Genomic DNA, 26,278 nt, shown 5'->3' with positions numbered 1-26,278 from the left:
TTTTCGGGATTTCCATATGACTTATGGCCTATGCCGGGCCGAGGGGCTGTGCTGGTGCGCTAGCAGGCCGGGCACCCATTCGGATGCAGCACCCCGCGAAAGGGTTGCAAGGCGACATTGCCGGAACGTTGTGCCGCCTCCCCCTTCTCTGTGGGAGCGCGCTTGCGCGCGATGCTTCGGGTGGATGCGGCATCGCGCGCAAGCGCGCTCCCACAGGGCGAAAGAAAAAGGCCGCGATTGCTCGCGGCCTTTTTCCTTTCGCGACGAACCGGGCGGCTTAAAGCTCCGCGCGGAACTCCACGCCGATGATGCGCGGGTCGTTGACGAAGGCGGTGCGGTTGTTGAAGTCGATGCCGCCGGTGATGACCTTCTTGTTCGTGATGTTGCGGCCGTAGAGCGCCACTTCACGCTTGCCGAAGTCCCAGTTGTAGCCGATGCGCACGCCACCTTCGAGGAACGGCTTGCTCTTGAATTCTTCCGAGTCGTAAAGGAAGAAGTTCACTTCGCTGCGGTAGTTCCAGTCGGTGTAGACGAAGAACTCGCCGCTCTCGCCGTACGGGATGCCGTAGCGGGCGGTCCAGGTGCCGATCCACTTCGGTGCGTTGGGCAGCGTGTTGCCGTTGATGAGCGCGTTGCCCGAGGCATTGAGCGGATCGAGCACGGTGCAGCCGCCGCCGCACGGGGCGATGGACAGGTCGCGGTCCTTCAGCTCGGTGTGGTTATAGCTGCCGCCGGCCGTCATGTAGAAGTTGGGCGTGAGGTAGGCCTCGAGGTCGAACTCGGCGCCGTAGCCTTCGGTTTTCTTCGCGTTGATCAGCTGCGTGACGTTGCTGGCGCCGCCCACCGCGGTGAGCTGCTGGTTGTGCATGTTGTACTTGTACACGTCCGCGTTGAAACGGATCTTGTTGTCGTCCGAGGTGGACTTGTAGCCGAACTCGTACGAGGTGATCGTTTCCGGCTTCGCCGTGGAGATGCTGTTGGCGAAGTTGATGCGGCCCTGCACGCTGGGCGCGCGGAAGCCATTGGCGATGCGGGCGTAGACGTTGGAGTTGTTGCTGAGCTGCCAGGTGCCGGTCAGGTCGCCGCTCCAGCGGGCATCGGTCGGGTCGGAGGTGAGCGGGCCGACGGGGCCGGTGAAGCCCAGGGTGCGGTCGGCCTTGAAGTCACGCTTGTCGTGCGACCAACGGGCGCCGGCGCGGACGTCGAATGTATCGGTGAAGTTGTAATCCGCGGAGCCGAACAGTGCGTACGCCTTCGTGCGCTGGCTCTGGTTCACCCAGCCGTTGAGCACGTGGTTGTTGAGCGTGTCGTACGAGAAGTTGGTGATCGCGATGTCTTCGTCGAAGTAGTAGGTGCCAACCTGCCACTTCAGGCGCTCGGACGAGTCGTTCGACAGGCGGAATTCCTGCGTGATCTGGCGGTCCTTCGGCAGCGCGTCGGCCGTCTCGGAGTAGAACGGGGTGGTGCGGTTGGTGAACGTGGCCTTGGCCGGGGTTTCGGAGGCGTCGTAGCCGCCGTCGACGTCGCCGAGGCTGTACGTGGTGGCGCGCTCCAGGCCCGTGATTGACGCGAAGTTCAGGTCGCCGAAGTGCCAGTTGAGATGGACATTGCTGCCCCAGGTGAACAGGTGCTGCTTGTTGCGGCCATCCTGCGATACCGAATCACGATCGAAGCCCGGCACGAACTGGTCGCCGCCCAGGGTGATCGAGTTGGCGCGGTTGACCATGGCGCTGCCGTCGAGCCAGCGGGCGTGCACGTTCACCAGCGCATCGAATGCATCGGTGGCCTTGTACAGGGCCTGCAGGCGCACGGCACGGTCGTTGTAGCCGCCCAGGTCGTCCTTCTTGCCGGTGTAGTCGTTGTCGATCCAGCCGTCGCGGTGCTGCGCCAGCGCGGAGACGCGGCCGGACCAGTTGCTGGCGAGCTTGCCGCCGATGGCGGCTTCGGCGTTGGCGGTGCCGTACGAGCCGTACGAAACACGGGCGTAGCCCTCGGTTTCCTGGGTGGGCTTGCGCGATTCGAACTTGATGACGCCGGCCGGCGAGTTACGGCCGAACAGCGTGCCCTGCGGGCCGCGCAGCACTTCCACCTGCTCGAGGTCGAACAGCGGGAAGCCCTTCAGGATGGGGTTCTCCTGCACGATGTCGTCGTAGACCATCGATACCGGCTGCGATGCGTTGAGGTCGAAGTCGCTGTTGCCGAGGCCGCGGATATAGAAGCGCGGGAACTCGCGGCCGTACGAGGTCTCGGCATACACGCTGGGGGCGCGCGACGCCAGCTGCAGCACGCCATCGCCGGCCTGGCCGAACGATTCGAGCTTCTCCGCCGTGACGACGGTCATGGAGATGGGCACCTTCTGCAGGTCTTCGGTGCGCTTCTCCGCCGTGACGGTGACGGTCTCGAGGGTGGCCGACTTGGCCTTGCTGGGGGCCTGGCTGGCCTGCGTATCGTCTTGGGCGAAGGCCGTGCCGGCCGCGAGGACGGTGGTGATGCTCAAGGCCATAGCGAGGCGACGCGGCATGCGGCGCGTGCGTGCGTGGGTCATGGTGATGTTTTCCGCCTGGTGGGGGTACTGGGGATGGAAACCGGCCCTCGCCAACGTACGAACCGACGTACGGTGCCAAAACCCCTGGCGGGGGCCGAGCTTCGCAAATTATCCCCCGTTACGAGGGCATGACGGAAGTGTTGCTTCTACGTAACAAGCGACTTCCGCTCGCATTTCGGAGGGGAGCGCGGCGTTGTCATGGAAGTGAAACGGGCACGTCCTAACGTGCCGCCGGGTTCGGCCCTTGAACACGATGCCGACAGAAGACGTCGGTATCGCCGACGTTTGAGTATTTTCTCAAACCTTTCGGAGCAGCTCTCTCATGAAGAAGTTTCCCCTGGCCGCCGCCTTCTGGACGATGTGTGGCACCGCGGCCGCCGAGGGTGCGCCACAGGCTGCGATCGAACTCTACGTCGATACGGCCACCCGGCAGATTTTTGCGGAGCCGGGCCCGGGCCGGCAGCGCCTCGGCAAGTTCGTGCAGGCCGCCGACGAGGCGGCGCCTGCCGCCAACAGCGTGGCCACCGCACCGGCGGGTGCTTCGGTGCGCGCCCCCGCTGGCACGGCCACGGCGTCGTCGGCGGCTGGTGCCACCACCCCGGCGGGCGCCTCTGGCAAGCCGCTGGCTTCGTCGAAGGCGTGGTACGACAAGCTCTCGATCCGCGGCTATGTGCAGATGCGTTACAACCAGGGCCTGGATGACGGTGCCAAGGATTTGAAGTCGCCGGGCGATCGTTTCATTGGCCGCGACCAGGGCTTTGGCATCCGCCGCGCACGCGTGGTCATCAGCGGCGATGTCTCCGACAAGATGTCGATCTATATCCAGCCCGACCTGGCCAGCACGCCGACGGGTTCGAGTACCACCAACTTCGCGCAGCTGCGCGACGCCTACGCCGACCTGTGGCTGGACAAGGAGAAGACCTGGCGCATCCGCGCCGGCCAGTCCAAGATCCCTTACGGATTCGAAGACCTGCAAAGCAGCCAGAACCGCCTCACGATGGACCGCGCCGATGCGCTCAACTCGGCGGTGCGCGACGAGCGCGACCTTGGCGTGTTCGCGTACTGGTCGCCCACCGAGATCAAGGAGCGCTTCAGCTATCTGCAGAAGTCGGGCCTGAAGGGCTCTGGCGACTACGGCATGTTCGGCATCGGCGTGTACAACGGCCAGGGCGCCAACCGGCCCGACCGTAATGACCAGTTGCACACCGTGGTGCACTTCTCGTACCCGTTCAAGTTCGCGAACGGCCAGTACCTTGAAGTGGGCGCGGATGCGTACAAGGGCCGCTACGTGGTCTCCACGGGCTCGGCCACCATCGGCGGCGCCACGTTCACCCCGGTGGTGGATGCGCCGGAAGAGGGCAGCACCGACCAGCGCGTCGCGGCGCACGTGGTGTACTACCCGCAGCCGTTTGGTTTCCAGGCCGAGTGGACGGTGGGCAAGGGCCCGGAACTCGATGTCGCCCGCCGCACCGTCCGCACCAAGTCGCTTCGAGGTGGCTATGCGCAGGTGATGTACAAGTTCGATGGTGAGTACGGCTCATTCATGCCGTTCGCCAAGTGGCAAACCTACCGCGGCGCCGCCAAGTTCGACACCAACGCGCCGAAGATGAGCGTGGACGAGCTGGAAGCCGGCGTGGAATGGCAACCGAACAGCGCCGTCGAGCTGGCGGTGGCGTTTGCCAACATGCGCCGCACGGATGTCAGCGCGGCACCGTACCGCATGGTGGAAGGCAAGCTGCTGCGCGTGCAGCTGCAGGTGAATTACTAGAAGACCATGTGGGAGCGCGCTTGCCCCCGAAAAGGGGGTAAACGCGCGATGGGGTTGCGGCAAGCACCCATCGCGCGCAAGCGCGCTCCTACAACGTTATTCGCCGCAATCAGGCGATTATTTTTTCTTCGCCAGCGATTTTTCGCGCACGGCCTTGAACTCGCTGCCATCCTTCCAGGTGGGCCATTCGTCGCTGTCGGCCAGCTTCTCGCCCACCTTGTAGAACGCCATGACATTCTGCATCACGCCGGTGAAATCCCAGCGCATGTCGAAGACATCCGTGGGCTGGTGGTAGCGGTTCTTGCCGTAGTCGTCGGCGGCGGCCTGGCCCGCGGCCTTGCCGCCGGTGACCATGTCGATGCCGCCGCCCGCCGAAAGCGCCGGCACGCCGGCCTTGGCGAAGTTGAAGTGGTCGGAGCGGAAGTAGTAGCCCTTCTCGGGCGAGGCGTCGCCGACGACGACGCGGTTATCCGCCTTCAATACATCGGCAAGGGTGTCTTCGAGCGTGCCCTGGCCCAGGCCGGTGACGATCATGTCCTTCGTGGGCCCGGTGATGTCGAGCGCATCCATGTTGATGTCGGCCACGGTCTTGTTGAGCGGGAAGGGCGGGTGTGCCACGTAGTAGGCCGAGCCGAGCAGGCCCGATTCCTCCATGGTGACGGCGGCGAACACCACGCTGCGCTTGGGCTTGTCGTGCCCGAACTTCGCCGCGATCTCGAGCAGGGCGGCGATGCCGGTGCCGTTGTCCACGGCGCCGTTGTAGATGGCATGCCCCTTCAGCGAGGCGTCGTGGCCGAGATGATCCCAGTGCGCGGTGTACACCACGGCCTCGTCGGGCGTGTCGGTGCCTTTCACCATGCCGATGACGTTGTTGCTGAGCGAATGGGTGATGTTGCTGTGCAGCTGCAGGTTGGCCTTGGCATCGAGCGGCACGGCCTTGAACCCGCGCACGCCGGCCTGCTTCGCCAGCTCGTCGAAGTTCTTGCCCGCCCTGGCGAACAGCCGCTGCGCGGCGTCGCGGGTGAGCCAGCCCGCCACGGCCACGCGTGGTGCCGGGTCTTCGCTTTCGGGCAGGTCGAGCCGCGGCATGGTCCATCCGCTCTTCACCACGTTCCAGCCATAGCCCGCGGGCTCGGCCTGGTGGACGATGAACACCGCCGCGGCCCCCTGGCGCGCGGCCTCTTCGAACTTGTAGGTCCAGCGGCCGTAGTAGGTCATCTCGCGGCCCTTGAACAGCTTCGGGTCGTTAGCGTCCCAGCCCGGGTCGTTGACCAGGACGATGACGGTCTTGCCCTTCACGTCCACGCCGTCGAAGTCGTTCCACTGCGCCTCGGGGGCGTCGACGCCGTAGCCGGCGAACACGATGTCGGAATCCTTCAGCTCCACGTCGGCCTTGGCCTGGAGCGTGCCCGCGACCATGTCGGTGCCGAACGCGAAGGCCTCGTTGCCGCCGCCCTCGGCGACGTTGAGGTTCAGGGCATCCTGGCCGGTGAGCTCGGTGGACACCGCCGGCACCGTCTGCACCCACTCGCCCTTGTTGCCGGGCTCGAGGCCGGCGGCCTTGAACGCCGCGATGATGTAATTGGTGGTGAGGCGCTCGCCCAGGGTGGCGGGCTTGCGGCCGTCGTATTCATCCGAGGAGATGACCCGGAGGTGCGCGGCGAAGTCGCCCGCCGTGATATCCGGGCTGAAGTCGTGTTTCTCGTTGGCCACCGCCGGCAGGGGCGGCGGTGGCGAGGTCGCCGGCCTGGCAGGTGCCGTGGCGGCGGCGGCCGGCGCCGCCTTGTCTTCGTCGTGCGATGAGCATGCCGCCAGGGCGAGGGCGGACAGGCAGGCGAGGGCGATTCGGCGCATCGGTCGGGGATTCCCTATGGCGTTCGTGGCTCGAAACCCGAGTGTAGCCGACCCGGTCCCGCTGTCGCCTGATACGCGGGCAAGCCATAATGGACGGTTTTCCCGGTTTGTTAAGGCCCGCCCCATGCGTATCGGCATCGACTTCGGAACCAGCTACTCGGCCGCCGCCGCCGTCGTGGACGGCCAGCTGGAGCTGGTCCGCTTTGGCGAGGAGCGCCAGTTCCGCACCGCCGTGTTCTTCCCGGAGGTGGTGCCGGATTTCGACGACTTCGTGCTCACCCCGGCCCTCGAGGCCCAGGTGGAGACGATCATCCGCGCCACCCGCGCCGACGAGCGCCGCACCGGCCGCACCCCGCGCAGCGAGGGCGAGGTGCGCCGCGACGCCATCCGCGTGGTGCGCCGCCAGTGGATGGAGGAGCGCCTACGCGAGGCCGCCTCGTCGTCGGTCGCCAGTTTCCAGGATGCCCTGTTCGGCGAGGAAGCGGTCGAGGCCTACCTGGAAGAAGGCACGGGTAACCTCATCGAATCCCCCAAATCGATGTTCGGTTACAAGCTCGATCCCCGCGTGCGCAAGACCATCGTCAGCATCGCGGCCCATATCCTCGAGCACGTGCGGCTCACCGCCACCCGCCAGTTCGGTACGCCGGTGCGCGAGGCCGTCATCGGCCGCCCCGTGGAGTTCCGCAGTTCGATGGGCCCCGCGGGCGGCGACCAGGCCCTGGGTATCCTGCGCGAGGCGGCGGGCATCGCCGGCTTCGACGGGGTGTCGTTCCTCGAGGAGCCGGCCGCGGCGGCCATGCACTACCACCTCTCGCTGGCCGGCCGGCAGCGTGCCCTCATCGTCGACATCGGCGGTGGCACCACCGACGTGGCCTACGCCGAACTGGGCGCCGGCCAGGCACCGGTCATGCATCGCAGCTGGGGCCTGCCGCGCGGTGGCACCGACCTCGATGTCGGCATGAGCCTGCATGCCTTCATGCCGCTGTTTGGCAAGGATGTCGCCGGCGTGCCGGTGCACCACTTCGTCGAGGCGGCCAGCGTCCACAACCTGCCCAAGCAGCGCGAGTTCCGCAAGCAGGACTACCGCCGCGTGGACGAACCCTTCGCCTCGCGCCTGCGCGCCCTGCAGGGCACCGGCGCCACCACGCGCCTCAACCAGCAGGCCGAACGGGTGAAGATCGAGCTTTCCGGGGCAGGCGAGGCCTCGGCATCGCTCGACTTCATCGAGCCCGGCCTTGCCGTCAGCGCGGGCGGCGGCGATTTCCACGCTGCCTCGGAGGACTTCCTCGACCGGATGGCCCGGCTACTGGACGAAGCCCGGGTCGACATCGCCGACGCACCCGCCAGCATCTTCCTCACGGGCGGCACCTCGCGCTCGCCCCAGGTGCGTGACCGGGTGGCCGCCAGCTTCCCCGGGATACCCGTCGTCCATGGCGACCCATCGCTGGGTGTGGTTTCTGGGCTTGCCCAGGCGGCGCTTTTGCCAGTTTCATCAAATGTTTCAAGCGCGAGTTAAGCTAAATCGGCACTTTCACAAATTGCTGGCATTTCCTGTCTTACACGGTTAGTTATAGCGGCGGGAGCCGCCCTCCCATGGGCGTCTCAGCGCCCAGGGAGTTTCAACGCGTGCAGGCGCCGTGCCTGCCTGGATCAACGCGGGGGTGCGTATGGGACAGTGGAATACAGATGTCGATGGCAGTCGCAGCACGATGGAGGGGTTCGCATGAGCCGCCCCATCGACCTGCACGGACTCGAGGACTACGACCTCGTCACGCTTGGCGCCGCCCTGGGCGTATGTGACGTCGACCTGCTGACATTAAGCCCGGCACGACCTCGTGCCGCTATCGCGTCGCAGACGCACGACGGCGTCACGTACTTCACCGCGCACCTCGACTTCGATGTGCGCGGCACGCTCACGGTGCCGGACGAATCCTGCATGCTCATCTACCTGCACGAAGCAGGGGAGCGAAGCTGGTGCCAGGGCGTGGGCATCGAATCGGAAATGGCCGTCACGCTGTTGCGCGGCACGCCCACCGATTTCATGTTCGAACGCGGCACGCGATTTACCCTGGTCGTAGCGCCATACGCACGTTTCCGCGCGCGTTTCATGGCATCGGACCATGCCGACGTCGACATGGCCGCGCAGCGCCTTCGCCTCTTCGCGGTCAATTCCGATCCGCTCAAGCGCGCATGGCGGCAGATCCGCGACCGCGTGCGCGACGGCGCCGCCGACGCGTTCGGCCCGGTGGAGGATCTGCTGGACGAACACATCCGCGTGGCGTTGTCGTCGTCGTCCGAGGACCGCCCGGTGGCATCGCGTGGCCGCCGTGCGCACTACCAGGTGATGCGGCGCGCGGAGCGCTTCATGCGCGCCAACCTGCGCCGCGACATCTACTCGCAGGAACTTTGCCAGGCCGCCGGGGCCAGCGAGCGCGGGCTGCGTTACGCGTTCGACGACCTGCTTGGCATCCCGCCAAACCGCTACCTCGCCATGTTGAGGTTGTGCACCGCGCACCGCAGCCTTGTCACCGCGGAAGCGGGGCGGCGCTCGGTCAAGTCGGTGGCCCTCAGCTGCGGCATGTGGGATCTCTCCCGCTTTGCTGAGAAATATCGCAGTGTGTTTGGCGAGCAGCCCCGTGAGACGCTCACGCGCAGCGTGCCGGACGACCTGGCCGTGGAAGAGATCGACGATTTGTAGTCGGTGCGGCCCGCGTGAAGGTTAGGAAGGTAACCAGTCAACTTCTGGTTGCCTTTCCCGGGGCGTAGCGGTATTGGTAAGGCAAGTCACAGCTTGCATCACATGCCGAAACGTCTCGATATACGGCTCCTTGCGCCATCTGGGTACGCGGAAGATCGTGCCGCCTGCCAACGCGCCATCGAACGGCTGCAGGCCGCCGGGCACACGGTGCACGGCGGCGCCGTGGTCGACCGGGTCGACCTGCGCTTCGCCGGCAGCGATGCCGAGCGCGCGGCGGACATCAACCACCTGGCCAACCCCGACCACCCGCTGCCGGATGTCGCCATGGCCACCTGCGGTGGCTATGGCGCCATCGCGTTGCTCGATCGCCTCGACTACGCCGGGCTGAAGGCCCGCTTCGAGGACGGGCGATGCGTCCTCGTCGGCCACGGCGATTTCACCGTGATCCAGTGCGCGCTGCTGGCGCGCTGCGGCGTGGGCAGCCTGCACGGGCCGATGCTGGTGCAGGATTTCGGCGCCGGCTACCTGCGGGAAACCACGTGGCGGCATTTCTGGCAGACGCTGCAGGGGCCGTCCATGGACGTGGCATGGGCATGCAACGAGAACGCGCCTGCGCTAACGCTCGAGGGTACGTTGTGGGGCGGTAACCTCTCCGCGCTTTGCAGCCTCGTGGGTACGCCTTACATGCCCAGGGTGGAGGGTGGCATCCTCTATCTCGAGGAAAGCGGTGAACAGGCTTTCCGCATCGAGCGCATGCTCTACGAACTGCTGCACGGCGGCGTGCTGGCCACCCAGCGCGCCATCCTGCTGGGCGGCCTCGGCGGCCAGCGGGTAAGCGAATACGACAATGGCTACGATATCGACCACGCCCTTGAACGCTTCGGCCGCGCATGCGGGCTGCCGATGGTGCGTGGCCTCGGCATTGGCCACGGGCCCGACAAGTGCACCTTGCCGTTCGGCGCGGTGGGCACGCTCGAGGTGCGCCATGGCCAGGCCATGCTGGCCGCGCACGACTACCGGCATGTAAGGCAGACCGCCGGCGCGTAAGCCGGCGGTGGTTGCGTCAGGCCGCGGCCTGCGTGGCGCCGATGACTCCGATGAACACGATGCTGAGCATCCAGAAGCGGGCGGGGTCGCGCCATACGCACACGCCCAGGCACACGATGCCCAGCGTGCACGAGACGATGCCCGCGGCCGTAAGGCCGAGCTGGGCCAGCGACGGGTCGCCGCCGGAGGCGATGAGCATGGGACGGAAGATGGCGAACCAGGCGAGGACGAGGCAGGCGCCCCCGACGATGCCCAGGAGCCAGTTCGATGGATGGTTCTTTGGCAGGAGCTGGATGCCGAGATAAATGGCAAGAACGACGACAGCGAAAACCATGAGCAGCAAAGCCATGCATTAACCCCTTGGTCGTGGCTCGCGGTCCCCACCGCTAGAGCCGGCCTACCGAGGATGGCGGATGCGTGCGGCTACGTCATGCTGCGCCGCGCCACCCGTTTCATCGGCCACGGCGGCGTTTCGTCGGGAAAACCGACCCATGCCCGGATGTGCGTCGTATCCTCGCCGCCATCTTTAAGGGAGTGCAGCGCATGGCCAGCATCCGTTTCCTGTTCCGCCTCGTGGCCGCCTGGGTCGCCGCGCTGTGCGTCGCCCTCGTCGCCTGGAACGCGCTGGACGTCAGCCGCGATTTCCCCGGCATCTTCATCTTCATCTGGTTCGTTGGCCTGGTGCTGGCGCTGGGCCGGGGCATCTCGCATCTGTACCGCGTCCGCACGTTCGCCGGCCGCATCGACCCCGAGACGCTCGCCAACCGCCAGCGCCGCCGCGTGGAGGTACCCTACGGCACCGACGAGACGCTCGACCTCGTCGAGCAGGTGGTCCGGGCACTACCGGATATCCAGGACGTGGCGGCGGCGCGCGGTGGCCTGCAGGTGCGGGGCATGGTGCGGCACGCGTTTGCCGAGCCGCAGCCCCCGGGCACGCCCTTGCGCAAGCGCCGGCCGAAGGATCCGTTCCAGCGCAACACGCGCATCAACGCCTCGGTGCTGCCGGGCGAGGGCACCTGCACCGTCCTCTTTGTCTGCGAACCCGATAGCGGCGCGTGGATGGACTGGTTCAACCCCGACGGCGGTGTCTCGCTCGAACTGGCGGAAACGCTGGTGCGCGCGCTCACCCAGCGAATCAACGAACGCCGCACCCGTGAACGTGCCGATGCCCGGCAGACCGCCATGGAAAAGGAACTCACCGCTGCGCAACTGACGCTGCTGCAGGCCCAGGTGGAGCCGCATTTCCTTTACAACACGCTGGCCAGCGCGCAGGAACTGGTGCGCACCGACCCGGCGCGTGCCGACAAGATGCTTGGCCACCTCATCGATTACCTGCGTCGCTCGCTGCCGAAGACCGACGGTTCGCTCTCCACCGTGGGCCAGGAGCTGGAACGCTCCACCGCGTGGCTGGAGATCATGCAGCTGCGCATGGGTAGCCGCCTGGTCGTGCACGTGGACGTCCCCGAGGTGTGCAAGGGCTACGCCATGCCGTCGATGATGCTGCAGACCCTCGTGGAAAACGCCATCAAGCACGGCCTCGAACCCAAGCCTGGTGGCGGTGGCGTGTGGATCCGAGCCGCCTGCGATACGACGGGGCTGTCGCTCACGGTCGCCGACGACGGCCTGGGCCTGCGCAGCGACGGCGCCGGCAGCGGCATTGGCCTGAAGAACCTGCGCGAGCGCCTGCGCCTCACCTATGGCAACACGGCGAGCTTCACCATCGGCAATAACTTCCCCGATGGCGTGGCGGCGACGATCACGCTGCCCGTGGCGGAGCCGGCCCATGCCTAAGTGCATCCTTGCCGAAGACGAAAAGCTGCTGTCGGCGGCCCTGCAGCGCGAGCTGGCGAAAGCGTGGCCCGAGCTCGAGGTGGTGGCGGTGGCCGAGGACGGTGGCGAGGCGCTCGACGCCATCGCGGAGCACACGCCCGACATCGCGTTCCTCGACATCCGCATGCCTGGCCTCACCGGCATGGAAGTGGCGGCCGCGGCGGCGGATGCGAGCCCGCGCACGCTGGTGGTCTTCATCACCGCCTATGACCAGTACGCCGTGGACGCCTTCGAGCGCGGTGCGGTGGATTACCTGCTGAAGCCCGTCGCGGCCGATCGCCTCGCGCAGACCGTGGCCCGCCTGCGCAGCCGCCTGGCTGACGTGGAGAAGCATGCTGGCCGGGCAGGGCGCCTGGCCAAGGACATGCGCGACCAGTTCGAGGCCACGCCGGTCGAGCCGCTCACGTGGATCACCGCAAGCACGGGCCGCGCCACGCGCCTGATCCTGGTCGAGGATGTCATTTATTTCCGTGCCGACAACAAGTACACGCTGGTGGCGACGGCCGATGGCGACGCGCTGCTGAGCCGGCCCATCCGCGAGCTGCTGGCGCAACTGGATCCGCGCACGTTCCGGCAGATCCATCGTTCCACCATCGTGAACCTGCGCCAGGTCGCCTCCGTGGAGCGCGACGATGGCGGCAAGGGCTGTCTGCGCCTGCGTGGCCGGCCCGAGACCCTCACCGTAAGCCAGCCGTTCATGGCCATCTTCCGGGCCATGTGACGAAGGACACGCCATGAGCCTCTTACTCGCGATCCTCTACTGCTTCACGCACCTGGCCGGCTTCATCGGCCCGGGCCCAGACCGCTTCGTCGCGGTGACGCCACGCAGCGCGTGCGTGGCGTCCCAAGGCAACGTGCAGGGTTACTGGCGCGGCACCACCGTGAAGGTGATCTTCGACGGGTGCTCGGCATCGTGGTGCACGGCATTGTGCGCCACCACGCCCTTGCTCTCGTCGTAGTTGTTGCCACCGGTGTTGAGGTTGCGGTCGAAGCGCGGGAAGTTGCTGCTCGACACCGCCACCCGCAGCTTGTGCCCCGGAAAGAAGAAGTTGCTGGTGTCGATGGGCTGGAACGTCACCTTGTAGACCTCGCCATCCTTCATCCACACCGGCGGCTTGTCGTAGCCCTGGCGGTAGCGCATGCGCTGGATGTTTTCGGTGAGGTTGAACGCGCGGCCGTCGGGGTACACGTCCATCACCTTGAAGGTGAAGTCGGTGTCCTTCGCATCGGACGATACGTACAGGGTGACCGTGATGGGGCCGGAGACTTCCGTGCCTTCCTTGAACGGCTCCGAGTCGTACACAAGGATGTCGTTGCGGGCCAGCTGCGTGTTCTGGTCGAACGAGCCGAATTTCACCGCCGTGCCCTGGCAGCAGCCGCCACCACCAAAGGTCGTCACAGGGTTCATCGGGTCGTAGATGAAGCGGTCGGGCTGGTCGGTACCACCCGCCTGGGCGACCAGCTTGCCATCGCCATACAGCGTGTTGGCCTTGCCGCCGCTGGTGAAGTAGAGATCGCGCGACTGCGAGCCTGCCGGCGGCCACATCGTGCTGTTATGCCATTTGTTCTCGCCCATGACGTAGTACATCACCTTGGGCTGCTTATCGACGACCGGGCTGTCGACGCCCTTAAGCCATTTATCGAACCAGCCGTAGACGAGGCTGTTGTAATCGAAGCGTGCGTCGCCCACGTCGAGGTCGCCGATCATCGTGTGCTCGGTGGCCCGCGTGTACGCACAGTGCAGCACCGGCGCGATGATCGCGTACTGCTGGTCGGCCACGTCCTTGGGGGCGGTGGCGCGGACGTGGTTATAGGCGGCGAGGTTCGGCGACACCGAGACGTCGAACCAGCTCATGAACCACAGGCCCGGCTTCTTGATCTTCATGTCGTCGTGCCACAGGCCACCCTTGTACCAGGCCGGGCTGTTGGGCGTACGCGCCACCATGTTGCCGCCCGTGGGCACGGGCATCGCCTCGGCGAAGATGCCGTCGGGGCCGCCCGCGGCCTTCATGATGTCCTTCACCGGCAGGGTCCAGAACACCTTGTCCCAGTCCGCTTCGGGCGGCTGCGAATCGAGGTCGAAGAGCTTCGAGGCGCGGATGAGGTCGGCCTGTGACGTGTTCGCCGGGAACATGGGGCGAACCTGGTTCTGCTCCTTGTACAGCCAGTCGATGAAGAGCATCTGGATGGCGCCGCCGCGGTACCAGTTGCCCTGCTCGTAATACGGGCCGACGCGGCCGACACCCGCGCCGAAACCCTGCACGTTGAACGTGGCAAGCCCCGGGGTATCCTGCGCCACCACGGCCATCTGCCATTCCGCCGTCGACGAGCAGCCCGTGGTGCCCACCTTGCCGTTCGACCACGGTTGCGCGGTGATCCACTTCACCGCGTCGACACCGTCGGTGAGCGGGGCGCCGAGGATGTCGTAGTTGCCCTCGGAGAAATAGTGGCCGCGCTCGTTCATGTCGATGTACGCATAGCCGCGCTTCACCGCTTCGAGCTGGCGGCTCATGTCGCGCGGCGCGCCATTCTTCACGTCCCAGAAATTGAAGTTGTAGGGCGTGCGGACGAAGATCGTGGGCACCTTGCCGGTGGCGCCCTTCGGCCGGTACACGTCGGCCGCCATGCGCTTGCCATCGCGCATTTTCACCATCACCTTGCGGTCGATGGTCGCCACGTCCTCGAGCTGCTTTTCGACGTCGTTGCGCTGGGCGATTAGCTTCTTTTGCTCGGGCGTGAGCACGGCCTGCGCGGCGACGGGCGCCGCGAGCATCGCGAGGCCGGTGGCCCCGAGGGCGACGGTCAGCGCCGTCCTGGCGAAGTGGAGGGCAGGGCGCGTGTGTCGCATGGGCAAGGCCTTTTACTCGGGACGATCGCCCGAGTCTGGCCTACGCACCATGGCAGGTAAATCGTGACTTCCGGCAGGGTCAGGCTTCGGGTACGGGGATACCGTGGCGGGCCAGCATGGCGGCGATCTCGCCGCTCACCCAGTCGAAGTCGTCGGGCCCAGCGGCCTCGAGCACCGCGTTCGACAGCGCGGCGAACGTGGGCCAGAACGCATCCGGGTCGGGGTTGTCGCGCAGGCCGGAGGCCACCTCCGCGTCGAGGCGGCCAAGCATGCCTTGCAGGTCGTCTTGATGGCTCATGGCCCAAGGGTACCCCCGGCATGTGTCCGTAAGTCGTGTAGGCGGCCGTTAGCCCGGCAGGAATGCCGGCAGGGTAGAGGTCACCAGCCGGTGGTCGTCGGCCGAGGGCATGCCGGAGACCGTGATGGCCCCGATGACGCCCAGGCCGCGCAGGCGGAGCGGGTAGCCGCCGCCATCGCTGGCGTGGTCGGCGGGGGCCAGGCCGTAGCGTTCCTCGAGCGTCTGGCCGGCCCTGGCCAGCTTCAGCCCTACCGCGAGCGTGCTGGTGCCGAGCGCCAGCACGGTGTTGCGCTTGCGGCGGACCCAGCTGGCGTGGGAGACATCGGTGCCGGGCAGGGCAACATGGAACAGCGGCCGGTCGCGGAGGCTGATGTCGATGGCGACGGCGGCACCCCGTTGCAGGGCGGCGGCGCGCAACGCATCGCCGAGCGCCCAGGCCGTGTCGAGCGTGAAGCGCTCGAACTGCAGTTCCTGCTCTTCGCGGGCCAGCGTATCGAGGTTTAGTTCAATCATGGGGGGATTGTAAGACGGTATGCTCCCCGGCATCGCCCTACCGAAACCCCTCATGTCCTCGACCACGACCTTCGAGTTCGTCCTGATCCTGCTCGTGGCCATCGTGGCGCTGGAGCTTATCGCGCGGAAACTGCACCTGCCCACCGCCGCGGCGCTGTTGGCCGGGGGCGCGGGTATCGCGTTCCTGCCGGGCGTGCCGGCGGTCAGCTTCGACCCGGAGCTGGTGCTTATCGTGTTCCTGCCGCCACTGCTCATGGACGGCGCCTATTACACGGTGTGGTCGGACTTCCGCCGCTACCTCGGCGGCATCCTGTGGCTTGCCGTCGGCGCGGTGGTCTTCACCACGCTGGCGGTGGGCGCCACGGTGCACTGGCTCGTGCCGTCGCTGCCATGGGCGGCGTGCTTTGCCCTGGGTGCGGTGGTGTCGCCACCCGATGCGGTGGCTGCCAAGGCCGTGCTCGGCAAGGTGCGGCTGCCGCGTCGCCTCATGGTGCTGCTCGAGGGCGAAAGCCTGCTCAACGATGCGACGGGCCTGGTGTTGTTCCGCTTCGCCGTGGCCGCCGCGCTGACGGGCGCCTTCAGCGCCAGCGGCGCACTGATGAGCTTCGCGGGGCTGGCGCTCGGCGGCATCGCCGTGGGTGCGATCATCGGCGCGCTGGTGGTGCTGGTGCTCCGCCGCATCGACGATGTGTTCCTCGCCATCACTGCGTCGTGCCTGTCGCCCTGGGCGGCGTATATCGGCGGCGAGGCCTGCCATGTCTCCGGCGTCATGGCCGTGGTCACCACCGGTATCATCTTCGGCTGGTTCCAGCACGAGGTGTTCTCCGCCAACGTGCGCGTGCGTGGCAGCTCGTTCTGGGCCGTGATGATCTTCCTGCTCGAGGCCCTGGTGTTCATCCTCATCGGCTTCTCGCTGCGCGGCGTGGTCGAGCGGCTCGGTGGCATCGGCAATACCTTCGAGCAGCTTGGCGTGCCCATCCTCGGTGTCGTGCTGGCCGTCATCGTTTCCCGCTTCGCGTGGGTCTACGCCACCGACTACCTGCGCGTGCCCGTGCTGCGCGCCGTGGGCAGGAAGCCCGCACCGCCATCGCCGAAATCCAGCTTCCTGCTCGGTTGGGCGGGCATGCGTGGCGTGGTGACGCTGGCCATCGCGCTGTCGCTACCCGAGGAGATGCCCGGCCGCGACCTCACCCTGGCGGCGGCGTTCGCGACGATCCTGGTCACGGTGGTGGTGCAGGGCGGCACCATCGGCCCGGTCATCCGCTGGCTCGGCCTTGATCGCAACGTGCATAACGAGGGCAACCACCTCAACGAAATGGAGGCATACCTTGCCATCGACGCGGCCCAGCTCGAGGCCGTCAAGGCGCATGCCTATGGCGCTGATGGCACGGTCATCCACCCGCGCCTGCTCGAGCAGTACAGCTACCGGGTCACCATTGCGCAGCGCGTCATCGACGAGAACATCACCATCACCAGCGACCGCGAATCGCACTACGACGTGGTGCTTGCCGCCCTGGCGGCCGGCCGCACGGAGCTCCTGCGCCTGCACCGCGCGGGGCGCATCCACGACGAGCTGCTCCACTACCTGGAGCGTGACCTGGATTTCCAGCAGGTATCGGCCGAGAACGACCGGATGGGTCCAGCGGATTAACACCAAGACGTGCTAGGGACGAGGGAACCGACTCCTCGTGGTCAAATATTCCCCGCTTTTTATGCGGTGAATACGGCCCGGGATCGCCGCATGGCTAGTCTGGCGCCTTCGCGGGCACGAAGGGCGACACAGGGTCGCTGGCCGGGAAGGTCTCGTCCAGCGCCTGGTCCTGGTTGTCACTCTCATGCGCCTTGCGGCTCTTTTTGTCGGCCGGGGATTCCGGCTTGGCCGGCGTCTTGTGGTCGGGGTGGTGGATGTCGTGGCGATCGTGGTTCATGGCGTGCCCTCCGCGTTGAATCGCACCCCCACTGTTTTCCCGCAGCCGTGAACGGCGGGTCGCGTGGGCGTCAGCGCGGCCGCGTGGTTTCGCGGGGCGTTGATCGACACATGGCCACGATGACTGCATGCCCGCGCTTGCCTGGTTGGTCTTCGTCGCCGTCCTTCTCCTCTCCACCTCGTTTCTTTCGGGGTGGATCCAGCGCGGGCCCGTGACCACGTTTGCCATTTACCTGCTTGCCGGCGTGGTGGTCGGGCCTGGCGTGCTCGGGCTGGTGTCGCTGCCGCTCTCAGTGGATCGCGTGCACTGGCTGCGCGTGGCATCGGAGGCGGCGCTGGTGGTGTCGCTGTTCATCACGGGCCTGAAGTTGCGGCTGCGCCTGCGGGATGGTGGCTGGCGTATGGCCATAAGGCTTGCCGTGCCGGCGATGGCGATCACCGCGGCAGCTGTCATCGCCTTAGCGATGTGGGGGCTTGGGTGGTCGCTCCCCTGGGCGCTCGCGCTGGCTGCGATGGTGAGCCCCACCGACCCGGTCCTCGCTTCGTTGGTCTCCGTCGACGACGCCCGTGACGACGACGCGTTGCGCGTAGCGATTTCCGGCGAGGCGGGCTTGAATGACGCGACGGCGTTGCCGTTGTTGTTCCTGGCGCTATCCCTGCTTGCGCCGGACGCGACGCTCGCCAGTGAGTGGCCGGCATGGCTTGGCATCGACGTCGTGTGGGGCCTCGCCGGTGGCCTCCTCATCGGCCTGGCGGGCGGTTGGGGCCTCGGCTACGTCGGTACCCACCTGCGCCACGCGACACGCGACGTCGCGCCAAGCGATTTCCTTGCGCTGGGCATCATGGTGCTTGTCTACGCAGTGGCGGAAGCGGTGCACGCATCGGGGTTCCTCGCCGCGTTCGCGGCGGGCGTGGGGTTGCGCCGGGTAGAGCTTGGCGTCAGCGAGCTGACAAAGGAGGACCCCGGGCTCGATGCACTGCAGGTCGCGCCGGCCGAGATGCGGATCAACCCGAATGAGCGGGCGAGGGCGAGCGTGGAGCACTCGGCGCATACCGTGGGTTGGGTCGTCTCCGATGCCCTGTCGTTCGGCGAGACCATGGAGCGCCTTATCGCCGCGGCACTGGTGCTGGCGGTTGGCATTGCCGCGGTGCCGGCGTTCGGCTGGGCGGCGGCTGGCGTGGCGGCCGTGCTGCTGTTGGTCATCCGCCCCGTGGCCGTTTGGATCGCGACCATCGGCAGCAAGGTACCGTGGCAGCGGCGCGTACTGATCGGATGGTTCGGCATCCGCGGCCTCGGTAGCCTGAACTACCTGGCGTTCGGCATGGGCCACGGGCTGGGCGGGCCCCAGGCGACCGCCTTGCAGGGCGTGGTCGTGACCGTCGTGGCCTTTAGCGTGTTGATCCACGGGGTAAGCGTGACGCCGTTGATGCGGTGGCGGGCGGATGCGATCCGCCGGGCCACCGAGGCAAGGCGCTAGATCTTATAGAAATCTATTCAATATCTCGCCTGTTTTTTTCTTATATTGCTGTATTTAATGCATATTGACTTTAATTATCTATTCAATTATCTATGCATTCATGACAGCAAGCTCCTCCCTGGGTTCGGTTCTGGTTGATGTCCTGCGCTCGCGCGGGCTGTCGTCAGCCGCGCAGCTCGCGGCCGCCACCGGCTCCAGCCAGCCCACGGTATCCCGGGCGCTTGCCGAGGCCGGCACCGCCATTACCCGGATAGGCCGGGCGAGGCGCACCCGCTATGCCGCGGTGCGCGATGTCCGAGGCCTTGGCACCACATGGCCCCTGTTTCGCATCGATGCGCAGGGCCATCCCCAGGCGTTCGGCGACCTCACGGCACTGCATGGTGGCGGCAGCCTGGTGCAGGCTGTCTCGCCCCCCGATTGGCTGCGCGACGAGTTCGTCGATGGCCTGTTTCCCGGCATCCCATGGTTCCTCGACGATCAGCGCCCCCAGGGTTTCCTCGGGCGGCAGTTCGCGCAGGCATGGGCGAGGGAGCTCGGCCTGCCGGCCGACATCCTCCGCTGGAGCGATGACGCCGTGCTGGCGGCGTTGCTCCTGCATGGCGAGGACGGCCCGGGCAATTTCGTCATCGGCACATCGGCGCTCGAACAGGCCCTGGCCGGAAGCGCCGATGCACTTCCCGCATCGTCGCGTTCCGTGGAATACACGCGCCTCGCCGCCCGCGCGCTTGCCGGCGAGGCGGTCGGTTCGTCCGCCGCCGGTGAACAGCCCAAGTTCACCGCCCGCATCGACGACGGCCACGGCGATATACGCCACGTGATCGTCAAGTTCAGCGAGCCCGTCACCAGCGACGCGGGCCGGCGCTGGGCCGACCTGCTTGCGTGCGAGCACGTCGCGGGCCAGGTCCTGGCCGAACACGGCGTGGCCAGTCCCCACACCGAACTGCTTTGGTCGGGCGAACGCCTGTGCCTGGAATCCACGCGTTTCGACCGCGTGGGCACGTACGGCCGGCGCGGCTTCGTCACGCTTGCGGCCTGGAGCGACGCGCACGATGGCGTGCGCGACGACTGGGCGAGCGCGGCGGATCGCATGTGCGCGGCACGGTGGCTGACGGCGGCCGATGCCGCCGACGTGCGCCAACGATGGTGGTTTGGCCGGATGATCGGAAACACCGACATGCATTTCGGCAACATCGGGTTCTTCCTCGACGATGCGTTGCCGCTCGCGCTCGCCCCCAGCTACGACATGCTGCCGATGCTCTATCGGCCTGCGTCGAACGGCGCCATCGTGTCGCGCGACCTCCAGCCTGCCACGCCGTTGCCGGCGGACATGGCTTTATGGCAGCGGGCCGCGGCGTGGGCCGAAGCGTTCTGGGCCCGGGTGACGATGGCCGGCGACGTGAGCCACCCGTTTCGCGAGGTGGCCGCACGCAATGCGGAAACCGTGGCGCGCCTTCGACAGCGGTTCGGCGCGTAGGCCGCGGGTCAGTTCTTCTTGTCGGCCAGCTTGTAAGGCGTGAACGGCCCCAGCACCACGAAGCCGCGCAGGCCGCCAGCGAAGCGGTCGACGAGCTTCACTGTGTCGAGCGAGCACAGCTGCGAGCCGAACGTGCGGGTCACCAGGACATCGTCGGCATTGAGCGACTCGGCGCCCGAGCGCAGCTGGTTGACGTACCAGGTGCTGCCGATGCGGTAGGCGATGGTTTTCTTCTCGATGATCTGCATGCCATAGACCTGGGGCAGGCTGATGCAGTTCTGTGGCGTGCCGGCGACCCGGCCCTCCATGATTTTCGCGAGCTGGTCGGGCGGGGCGTCCTTGCTGGCCAGGGCGGGGGATGCCAGGCCGACAGCGGCGGCCAGTGCGAGCACGAAGCGGAAAGAGGGCGACATGGCGGCCTCCGGCGAGTGGGGACGCGTTGATTGTAGGCCGATCGCCGTGAATGTGAACGGCCCCGCCAACGTCGCTCAGCCGGCCCTCACGCGTCGTCCATCACGCACTGCCGAGGATGCCGTCATGCCCGGGCCCTGTCCGGCCCCGCCGTACCCAGCAGGACCCTCGATGGCCCAGATCCGCATTTTCGTGATGTACCCCTCCACCAACTCGCGTACGTGGCACGTATCCACCGATGGCCACGAAGGGGAGTCGTACACCGACGGCCTGGTGGCCCTGCATGCCGCCTGCGAAAAAGCGCGCGTGCTGGAGCAGATGGGCCACGACGTGGTCGTGCGCCAGGAGGACGCGGACGGGGCGTGGCATATCGTGCGGGAGTGACGGGAGCTACTTCACGGGTGCGGTCACCGGCGCGACGCGCAACGACGTCCTGTAGTTGCCCTGCATCACCAGCGACACCTGGCCGAGGCCGCCATCCTGCGCCGTGCTCCACGCCGCGATGGCGATGGTGTTCTTCCCGTTCGGGTTGAGCAGGCCGGGTGGTAGTTCGAAATCGGTCTGCGGGCCCACGTCGCTGATATAGCGGCCAAGCTGCCAGCCATTGATGAAGATGACGGCGCGGTAGCGGTGCGGCGCATCGTCGTGGATGCGCAGGGCGATGGGCACGTCCTGGTCCTTCGGCAGGTCGAGCGTGAAATCGGTTCGGTACCACTCGACGCCAGGCTGCGCGGTATGGCGCGGGAGGGTCGCCGTGGCCCACGCCGCGTCGGCGAAGGCGGGCATCTGCCAGCCCATGCGCTCGCCATACAGGCCGCCAGCATTGAACGGGCCGCGCGCGGCATCGGGCAGGTCTTCGCCGCCGCGATTGCCCTGGATGCGCCAGTGGATGGCCGTCGTCGCCCCCGCGAACACCGCCGAGAGCAGGCCGCGCGGCTCACGGAACGCGCCGTTCTTCTCTTCCTGCAGGTGGCCGTGGTTATCGACCAGCACCGCGATGACGTTATCGGCGCCCTTTTTCAGCCACGCCGGGTCGATGGGGAACTGCTGCGAGCCACTGGGGTTGTTGCCCAGGAAATGGCCGTTAAGCCATGCGGTGAAAATGCCATGGTTGCCCAGGTGCACGCCGAGGCTGGCCGAGAGGCGGATGCCTGTTTCCTTGCCCGTGGCGGTGAAATGGCCGCGGTACCACACGTTGCCGTGGTGGAAGCCGTAGTCATCACTATCCAGGATGGGGAGGGCCTTGTTCCAGTAGGGGTTGGGCGTGCTGGTGCGGTCGGTGGCCTGCCAGGCGCGGTCGTCGAAGCCCGGGGCGATCTCTGGGGCGGCATCGTGCACGCGCCATGTGTCGAGCGCTGGCAGCGTGACCGGGGCCGGGCCGTCGAGGTGGCCTTCAAGGCTACCGGAGGGCGTCGCCGTCGTCGCGACAGGCAAGCCGTTCCACGTCACGGCCTGCGTGCCGCGCGGCGCGAAAACTTCAAGGTCGGTGGCCGCATCGGTGTCACCGGCCAGGGCCACAGCGCCACCCGAAAGCGCGGCCGTGCGCGCAAGATGCGGCCCACGCAGGAGCAGGGGGCCCGCGGCGGTGTCGAGGCGCCAGAAGCGCACCGCCGCGTCGTTGTCGGCGAGCAGCACGAACAGGGCGCCGCCGGCCTTCGGCGTGATGGCGACCCGCGCCAGGCCGTCGTGTCGGTAGTTCAGCCGCAGCGTGTGCGTGCCGGCATCCCAGTGGCTTGCCACCTGGCCCGCGACCACCTTGACCGCCGGCTCTGCATCGAAACGCAGCACCGTTTCGCCGTCTTCGCCCTGGCGGCCGTAGAACACCGCCACGTCACGGTCGTCTTGCCGCACGTGGGTCAGGAGTTCGGACGTGGAGTAGGCCAGGCGCTGCGCGCCCAAGGCATAGTCGGCGAGCAGCACTTTCGCGTCACGGCCATCCAGGCGGATAGCCGTGCCCGGCTGCTGCGGCACCACCAGCGGCTTGCCCGCTGCCTGGGCGAGCGTGAGGTGGGTCGCGTCGCTCGTGGTATCCGACGCGTCCGCGTGGCGCAGGAAATAGAACTGCGTGCCATCGTTGGGGTTCACGCGGCGCGTGACGCGCACGCGCGGGTTTTCGGCGGCCGTGGCCGCCCGTGCATCGGTGCGGGCAAGCGGCGCCACGGTTTGCGTCAGGTAGCCCAGAAGCTTTTGCTGGTCGTACTTCGACGTCAGTTGGCGGCTAGCCGTGAGCGCGGCGCCGTAGTCGTACGAGGTATACACGCCCGGCGACGACAGCCACCCCCAGTTGATGCCGCCATAGGTCATGTAGAAATTTTGCATCGTGGAACCCGAGGCCATGGTGGCCTCGTAGAACACGCGCTCGAACTCGGGGCCCGTGAGCTTGCGGCAGGCCTCGTAGCCCGGGCCGCCCCACACATCGAACGCGCCGCCCTGGTATTCGGGGAAGAAGAGGGGCCACCGGGTGAGCTTCTCGCGCTCGTGGCTGAAGTCGTACACCGCGTTCCAGCGCGCCGGCCGCGTGCAGTCGAAATCGAGGGGGTAGGAGTCGAAGCCGGGCAGGTCGAGCGCACCAAGGCCCTCGAAGAAGTTCTCGTTGTGGTTGCCGAACAGTGGCACGGTGATGCCGTCCGCGCGGGCCTCGTCTTCCAGGTCCTGCAGGTAGCGCTGCCCGTCCGGGGAATCGTCGTAGAACTCGTTCTCCACCTGGTAGAGAAGCACCGTGCCACGGCCATCGGTGACCTGGTGCCGGGCGATGATGCGGTTGATCTGCGTCATCCATTCCCGGTAAGCCGCGGTGTAGTCCGGCGAGGGCGAGCGTGGCTTGCCCGCGGTCGCCACCAGCCAGTTGGGGAAGCCGCCGGCGTCGGTCTCGGCATTGATGTAGGGGCCGGGCCGCGCGATGACGTAGATGCCTGCGTCGCGTGCCATGTCCAGCAGCCTGTCCACGTCGCGGATGCCCGTGAAGTCGTAGACGCCGCGCTTTGGCGAGTGGTAACCCCAGTGGAAATAGACTTCCACCGCGTTGAAGCCCGCGGCCTTCATCTTCTGCAGCACGTCGCGCCACAGGTCGGGGCTGGGCAGCCGCCAGTAGTGGAACGAGCCTGACCACACGTAGAGGGGTTTGCCATCCAGCGTCATCGAGTAACGGTCGAAGGCGACCTTGTGCGGGACGGGGGGCGCGTCGGCGGCGATGGCCGGCGCCAGCGCGGCGATACCCGTGCCCAAGGCGAGCAACGCAAGCGCCGGGCGGCGCACGTGGAAAGCGGTCATCCCCAACACCCCACCAGGAAGGTCGCCCAAGGGTGGGGCAATTTGGGGTTTTATGCAATTGTGGGTGGAATGGGGTGGCTCCCGGTGAGGGCACCCGCGAGGCGGCGTCGACGGCGCTTCCACCTGATGCACAGCACCATCCGCGCTCCCAGAGGAAGCCTACCGATGAGCCAGACCCCGACCGACCCCCCGCTTGTCCAGGAGGGGCGCCCGTTTCCGCGTGGCGCCCAGTTCGATGGCCAGGGCACCAACTTCGCCTTGTTCTCCGCGCATGCGACACGCGTGGAGCTGTGCCTGTTCGATGAAGCGGGCAACGAGACGCGCGTGGACCTGCCCGAGTTCACCGACGAGGTGTGGCATGGCTATTTCCCGGACGTAAAACCTGGCCAACTGTACGGGTACCGTGTGCACGGGCCCTACGAGCCGGCGCAAGGCCATCGCTTCAACCCCAACAAGCTGCTCATCGACCCCTATGCGCGCGAGCTTGCCGGCGACCTCGTCTGGCGCGATGAACTGTTCGGTTACACCATTGGCCACCCCGATGCCGACCTCAGTTTCGACGAGCGCGACAGCGCGCCCTACGTGCCCAAGGCCGTCGTGGTCGAGGAGACGTACGACTGGCGGGGCGACGAGCGCCTGCTGACCCCCTGGGACGCCACCATCGTGATGGAAACCCATGTGCGCGGTTACACCATGCGCCACCCGGGCGTGCCCGAGGATGCGCGCGGGACGTTCACCGGCTTCACCGCCGAGCCGGTGACCGACTACATCCGTTCGCTGGGCGTCACCGCCGTCGAATTCCTGCCCATCCACGCCTACGCCGACGACAAGCACCTGCTCGACGACGGGCGGCGCAACTACTGGGGTTACAACACGCTGGCCTTCTTCGCCATCAAGCGCCGCTACCTGGCCAGCGGCCACCGCGACGAGTTCCGCGACACGGTGCGGGCGTTGCATGCCCGTGGCCTGGAGGTGATCCTCGACGTGGTGTACAACCACACGGCCGAAGGCAGCGAGCTGGGGCCGACCCTGTCGTTCCGTGGCATCGATAACGCGTCGTACTACCGGCTCGCCGACGACCCCCGCTACTACATCAACGATACGGGCACGGGTAATACGCTCAACGTGAGCCACCCCCGGGTGATCCAGCTCGTGACCGATTCGCTGCGCTACTGGGTGGAGGCGATGCATGTCGACGGCTTCCGTTTCGACCTGGCCACCATCCTCGGGCGCGAACCCAGCGGATTCGACCAGCGCGGCGGCATCCTCGATGCGGTGGTGCAGGATCCCCTGCTGGCCACCGTGAAACTGATCGCCGAGCCGTGGGATTGCGGCCCCGGCGGCTACCAGGTCGGGCATTTCCCGCCGGGCTGGGCCGAATGGAACGACCGCTTCCGCGATGACATGCGCGCGTTCTGGAAGGGCGACGAGGGCAAGCTCAACGATTTCGCCACGCGCCTCACCGGCTCCGCGGATTTCTTCAACAAGCGGGGGCGGCGCCCCTGGGCCAGCGTCAACTTCATCACGGCGCACGACGGGTTCACGCTGGGCGACCTGGTCAGCTACAACGAAAAGCACAACGAGGCCAACGGCGAGGACAACCGTGATGGCTCGGATAACAACCACTCGTGGAACGGTGGTGCCGAAGGCGAAACGGATGACGCGGCCATCAACGCGCTGCGCGAGCGGCAGATGCGCAACCTGCTGGCCACCCTGTTCCTCGCCAAGGGCACCCCGATGCTGCTGGCGGGCGACGAGCGCGCGCAGACACAGGGCGGAAACAACAACACCTATGGCCAGGACAGCGAGATCGCCTGGATCAACTGGGAGCGCGACCCGACCGAGGGCCGCCTCGCGGACTTCGTGCGCAAGGCCATCGCCCTGCGTGAACGGTTCCCGTTGCTCACGCGCTCGCGCTTCCTCGACGGGCGTTACCAGAAAGCCTCGGGCATCGCCGATTTCATCTGGTTCGCGCCGGGCGGCACGCCCATGAGCGAGGCACAGTGGCAGGATGCCGGGGCGCGATCCATTGCCCTCCTGGTGGATGGCCGCGCGCAGAAATCCGCCGTCTCGGGCCAGGGCACGGACACGACGGTGCTGGTCATCGCCAATGCCTGGGCCGAGGGCGTCGAGTTCGTGCTGCCCGCCCGCGATGACGGCCACGCGTGGCAGCTGGCGCTGTCGACGGCCCCCGAGCTGGATGAGGCGCTGGCCCTCGAGGCCGGGCAGACGTTCATCTGCCCGCCGCGGTCGCTCAATGTCTTTGCCGGGCCGGCGGACTCCGTGACGTAACGCGACGGGGCGCGGCGCCCGAGCC

General features: G+C 67.0%; 20 protein-coding genes. 11 read left to right on the top strand and 9 right to left on the bottom strand.

What is annotated here, in order from left to right; genetic code table 11:
• Positions 1-277: 277 nt before the first annotated feature.
• A complete protein-coding gene (locus VI08_RS10845) occupies positions 278-2,545 on the bottom strand; it encodes a TonB-dependent receptor (protein ID WP_084621444.1) in 2,268 nt (755 codons plus the stop codon).
• A 322-nt stretch (positions 2,546-2,867) separates the two neighbouring features.
• Here VI08_RS10845 and VI08_RS10840 point away from each other — a divergent pair, with 322 nt between their 5' ends.
• Positions 2,868-4,313 carry a porin gene (locus VI08_RS10840; RefSeq protein WP_045829589.1) on the top strand — a complete coding sequence of 482 codons (1,446 nt, stop codon included), beginning with the start codon at positions 2,868-2,870 and terminating at the stop codon, positions 4,311-4,313.
• A gap of 117 nt (positions 4,314-4,430) precedes the next feature.
• Here VI08_RS10840 and VI08_RS10835 read toward each other — a convergent pair whose 3' ends face one another.
• Positions 4,431-6,167, bottom strand: a complete 1,737-nt coding sequence (locus VI08_RS10835) for a M28 family metallopeptidase (RefSeq protein WP_045829588.1) — start codon at positions 6,165-6,167, stop codon at positions 4,431-4,433.
• Between the two features lie 124 nt (positions 6,168-6,291).
• On the opposite strand from VI08_RS10835, the gene VI08_RS10830 reads away from it, so the two are divergent.
• The 3 genes from VI08_RS10830 (at position 6,292) to VI08_RS10820 (ending at position 9,912) form a co-directional block, all read left to right on the top strand.
• Positions 6,292-7,683: an Hsp70 family protein gene (locus VI08_RS10830; protein ID WP_045829587.1), complete on the top strand. Its 1,392-nt coding sequence runs from the start codon at positions 6,292-6,294 to the stop codon at positions 7,681-7,683.
• 207 nt (positions 7,684-7,890) lie between these two features.
• Positions 7,891-8,865 (top strand): helix-turn-helix domain-containing protein, encoded by a 975-nt coding sequence (locus VI08_RS10825; RefSeq protein ID WP_045829586.1) that lies wholly within the window; start codon positions 7,891-7,893, stop codon positions 8,863-8,865.
• A 102-nt stretch (positions 8,866-8,967) separates the two neighbouring features.
• On the top strand, positions 8,968-9,912 hold the full coding sequence (locus tag VI08_RS10820) for an LD-carboxypeptidase (RefSeq protein ID WP_045829585.1): 945 nt from the start codon (positions 8,968-8,970) through the stop codon (positions 9,910-9,912).
• Between the two features lie 16 nt (positions 9,913-9,928).
• On the opposite strand, the gene VI08_RS10815 is transcribed toward VI08_RS10820, so the two are convergent.
• Positions 9,929-10,261, bottom strand: a complete 333-nt coding sequence (locus VI08_RS10815; protein ID WP_045829584.1) for a hypothetical protein — start codon at positions 10,259-10,261, stop codon at positions 9,929-9,931.
• 194 nt (positions 10,262-10,455) lie between these two features.
• On the opposite strand from VI08_RS10815, the gene VI08_RS10810 reads away from it, so the two are divergent.
• Positions 10,456-11,703 carry a histidine kinase gene (locus VI08_RS10810; RefSeq protein WP_045829583.1) on the top strand — a complete coding sequence of 416 codons (1,248 nt, stop codon included), beginning with the start codon at positions 10,456-10,458 and terminating at the stop codon, positions 11,701-11,703.
• Complete coding sequence (locus tag VI08_RS10805; protein ID WP_045829582.1) at positions 11,696-12,463, top strand: LytR/AlgR family response regulator transcription factor; 768 nt, start codon at positions 11,696-11,698, stop codon at positions 12,461-12,463. Before VI08_RS10810 ends, VI08_RS10805 begins: the two co-directional genes overlap by 8 nt.
• 141 nt (positions 12,464-12,604) lie before the next feature.
• Here VI08_RS10805 and VI08_RS10800 read toward each other — a convergent pair whose 3' ends face one another.
• From VI08_RS10800 to VI08_RS10795, 3 genes are all read right to left on the bottom strand, one after another.
• Positions 12,605-14,590: a CocE/NonD family hydrolase gene (locus VI08_RS10800; protein WP_198148920.1), complete on the bottom strand. Its 1,986-nt coding sequence runs from the start codon at positions 14,588-14,590 to the stop codon at positions 12,605-12,607.
• Positions 14,591-14,669: 79 nt separating this feature from the next.
• Positions 14,670-14,888, bottom strand: a complete 219-nt coding sequence (locus VI08_RS20850; protein ID WP_157006637.1) for a hypothetical protein — start codon at positions 14,886-14,888, stop codon at positions 14,670-14,672.
• Between the two features lie 48 nt (positions 14,889-14,936).
• Complete coding sequence (locus VI08_RS10795; protein WP_045829581.1) at positions 14,937-15,401, bottom strand: heme-degrading domain-containing protein; 465 nt, start codon at positions 15,399-15,401, stop codon at positions 14,937-14,939.
• A 52-nt stretch (positions 15,402-15,453) separates the two neighbouring features.
• Here VI08_RS10795 and VI08_RS10790 point away from each other — a divergent pair, with 52 nt between their 5' ends.
• Positions 15,454-17,052, top strand: coding sequence for a Na+/H+ antiporter (locus tag VI08_RS10790; RefSeq protein ID WP_045829580.1), 1,599 nt, complete (start codon positions 15,454-15,456; stop codon positions 17,050-17,052).
• A gap of 94 nt (positions 17,053-17,146) precedes the next feature.
• On the opposite strand, the gene VI08_RS10785 is transcribed toward VI08_RS10790, so the two are convergent.
• A complete protein-coding gene (locus VI08_RS10785) occupies positions 17,147-17,329 on the bottom strand; it encodes a hypothetical protein (RefSeq protein ID WP_045829579.1) in 183 nt (60 codons plus the stop codon).
• A gap of 127 nt (positions 17,330-17,456) precedes the next feature.
• Here VI08_RS10785 and VI08_RS22370 point away from each other — a divergent pair, with 127 nt between their 5' ends.
• Positions 17,457-18,806, top strand: a complete 1,350-nt coding sequence (locus VI08_RS22370; protein ID WP_045829578.1) for a cation:proton antiporter — start codon at positions 17,457-17,459, stop codon at positions 18,804-18,806.
• Between the two features lie 100 nt (positions 18,807-18,906).
• Positions 18,907-20,280, top strand: coding sequence for a type II toxin-antitoxin system HipA family toxin YjjJ (gene yjjJ, locus VI08_RS10775; RefSeq protein WP_084621443.1), 1,374 nt, complete (start codon positions 18,907-18,909; stop codon positions 20,278-20,280).
• Positions 20,281-20,288: 8 nt separating this feature from the next.
• Here the strand turns inward: yjjJ and VI08_RS10770 are convergent, their stop codons facing one another.
• The gene (locus VI08_RS10770; protein ID WP_045829577.1) at positions 20,289-20,693 is read right to left on the bottom strand and encodes a hypothetical protein; all 405 of its coding nucleotides are present in this window, start codon (positions 20,691-20,693) and stop codon (positions 20,289-20,291) included.
• A gap of 169 nt (positions 20,694-20,862) precedes the next feature.
• Between VI08_RS10770 and VI08_RS10765 the strand changes: the two genes are divergently transcribed.
• Positions 20,863-21,075, top strand: a complete 213-nt coding sequence (locus tag VI08_RS10765; RefSeq protein WP_045829576.1) for a hypothetical protein — start codon at positions 20,863-20,865, stop codon at positions 21,073-21,075.
• Positions 21,076-21,081: 6 nt separating this feature from the next.
• Here the strand turns inward: VI08_RS10765 and VI08_RS10760 are convergent, their stop codons facing one another.
• The gene (locus VI08_RS10760) at positions 21,082-23,961 is read right to left on the bottom strand and encodes a glycoside hydrolase family 35 protein (RefSeq protein WP_045829575.1); all 2,880 of its coding nucleotides are present in this window, start codon (positions 23,959-23,961) and stop codon (positions 21,082-21,084) included.
• A gap of 126 nt (positions 23,962-24,087) precedes the next feature.
• Between VI08_RS10760 and glgX the strand changes: the two genes are divergently transcribed.
• Positions 24,088-26,253: a glycogen debranching protein GlgX gene (gene glgX, locus VI08_RS10755; RefSeq protein ID WP_428992145.1), complete on the top strand. Its 2,166-nt coding sequence runs from the start codon at positions 24,088-24,090 to the stop codon at positions 26,251-26,253.
• Positions 26,254-26,278: the final 25 nt, after the last annotated feature.

Source organism: Luteibacter yeojuensis (assembly GCF_000964085.1).
GTDB classification, from domain to species: Bacteria; Pseudomonadota; Gammaproteobacteria; order Xanthomonadales; family Rhodanobacteraceae; genus Luteibacter; species Luteibacter yeojuensis_A.
Note: the sequence above shows the minus strand (reverse complement) of the source record. Positions and strands in the feature narration are given on the sequence as shown.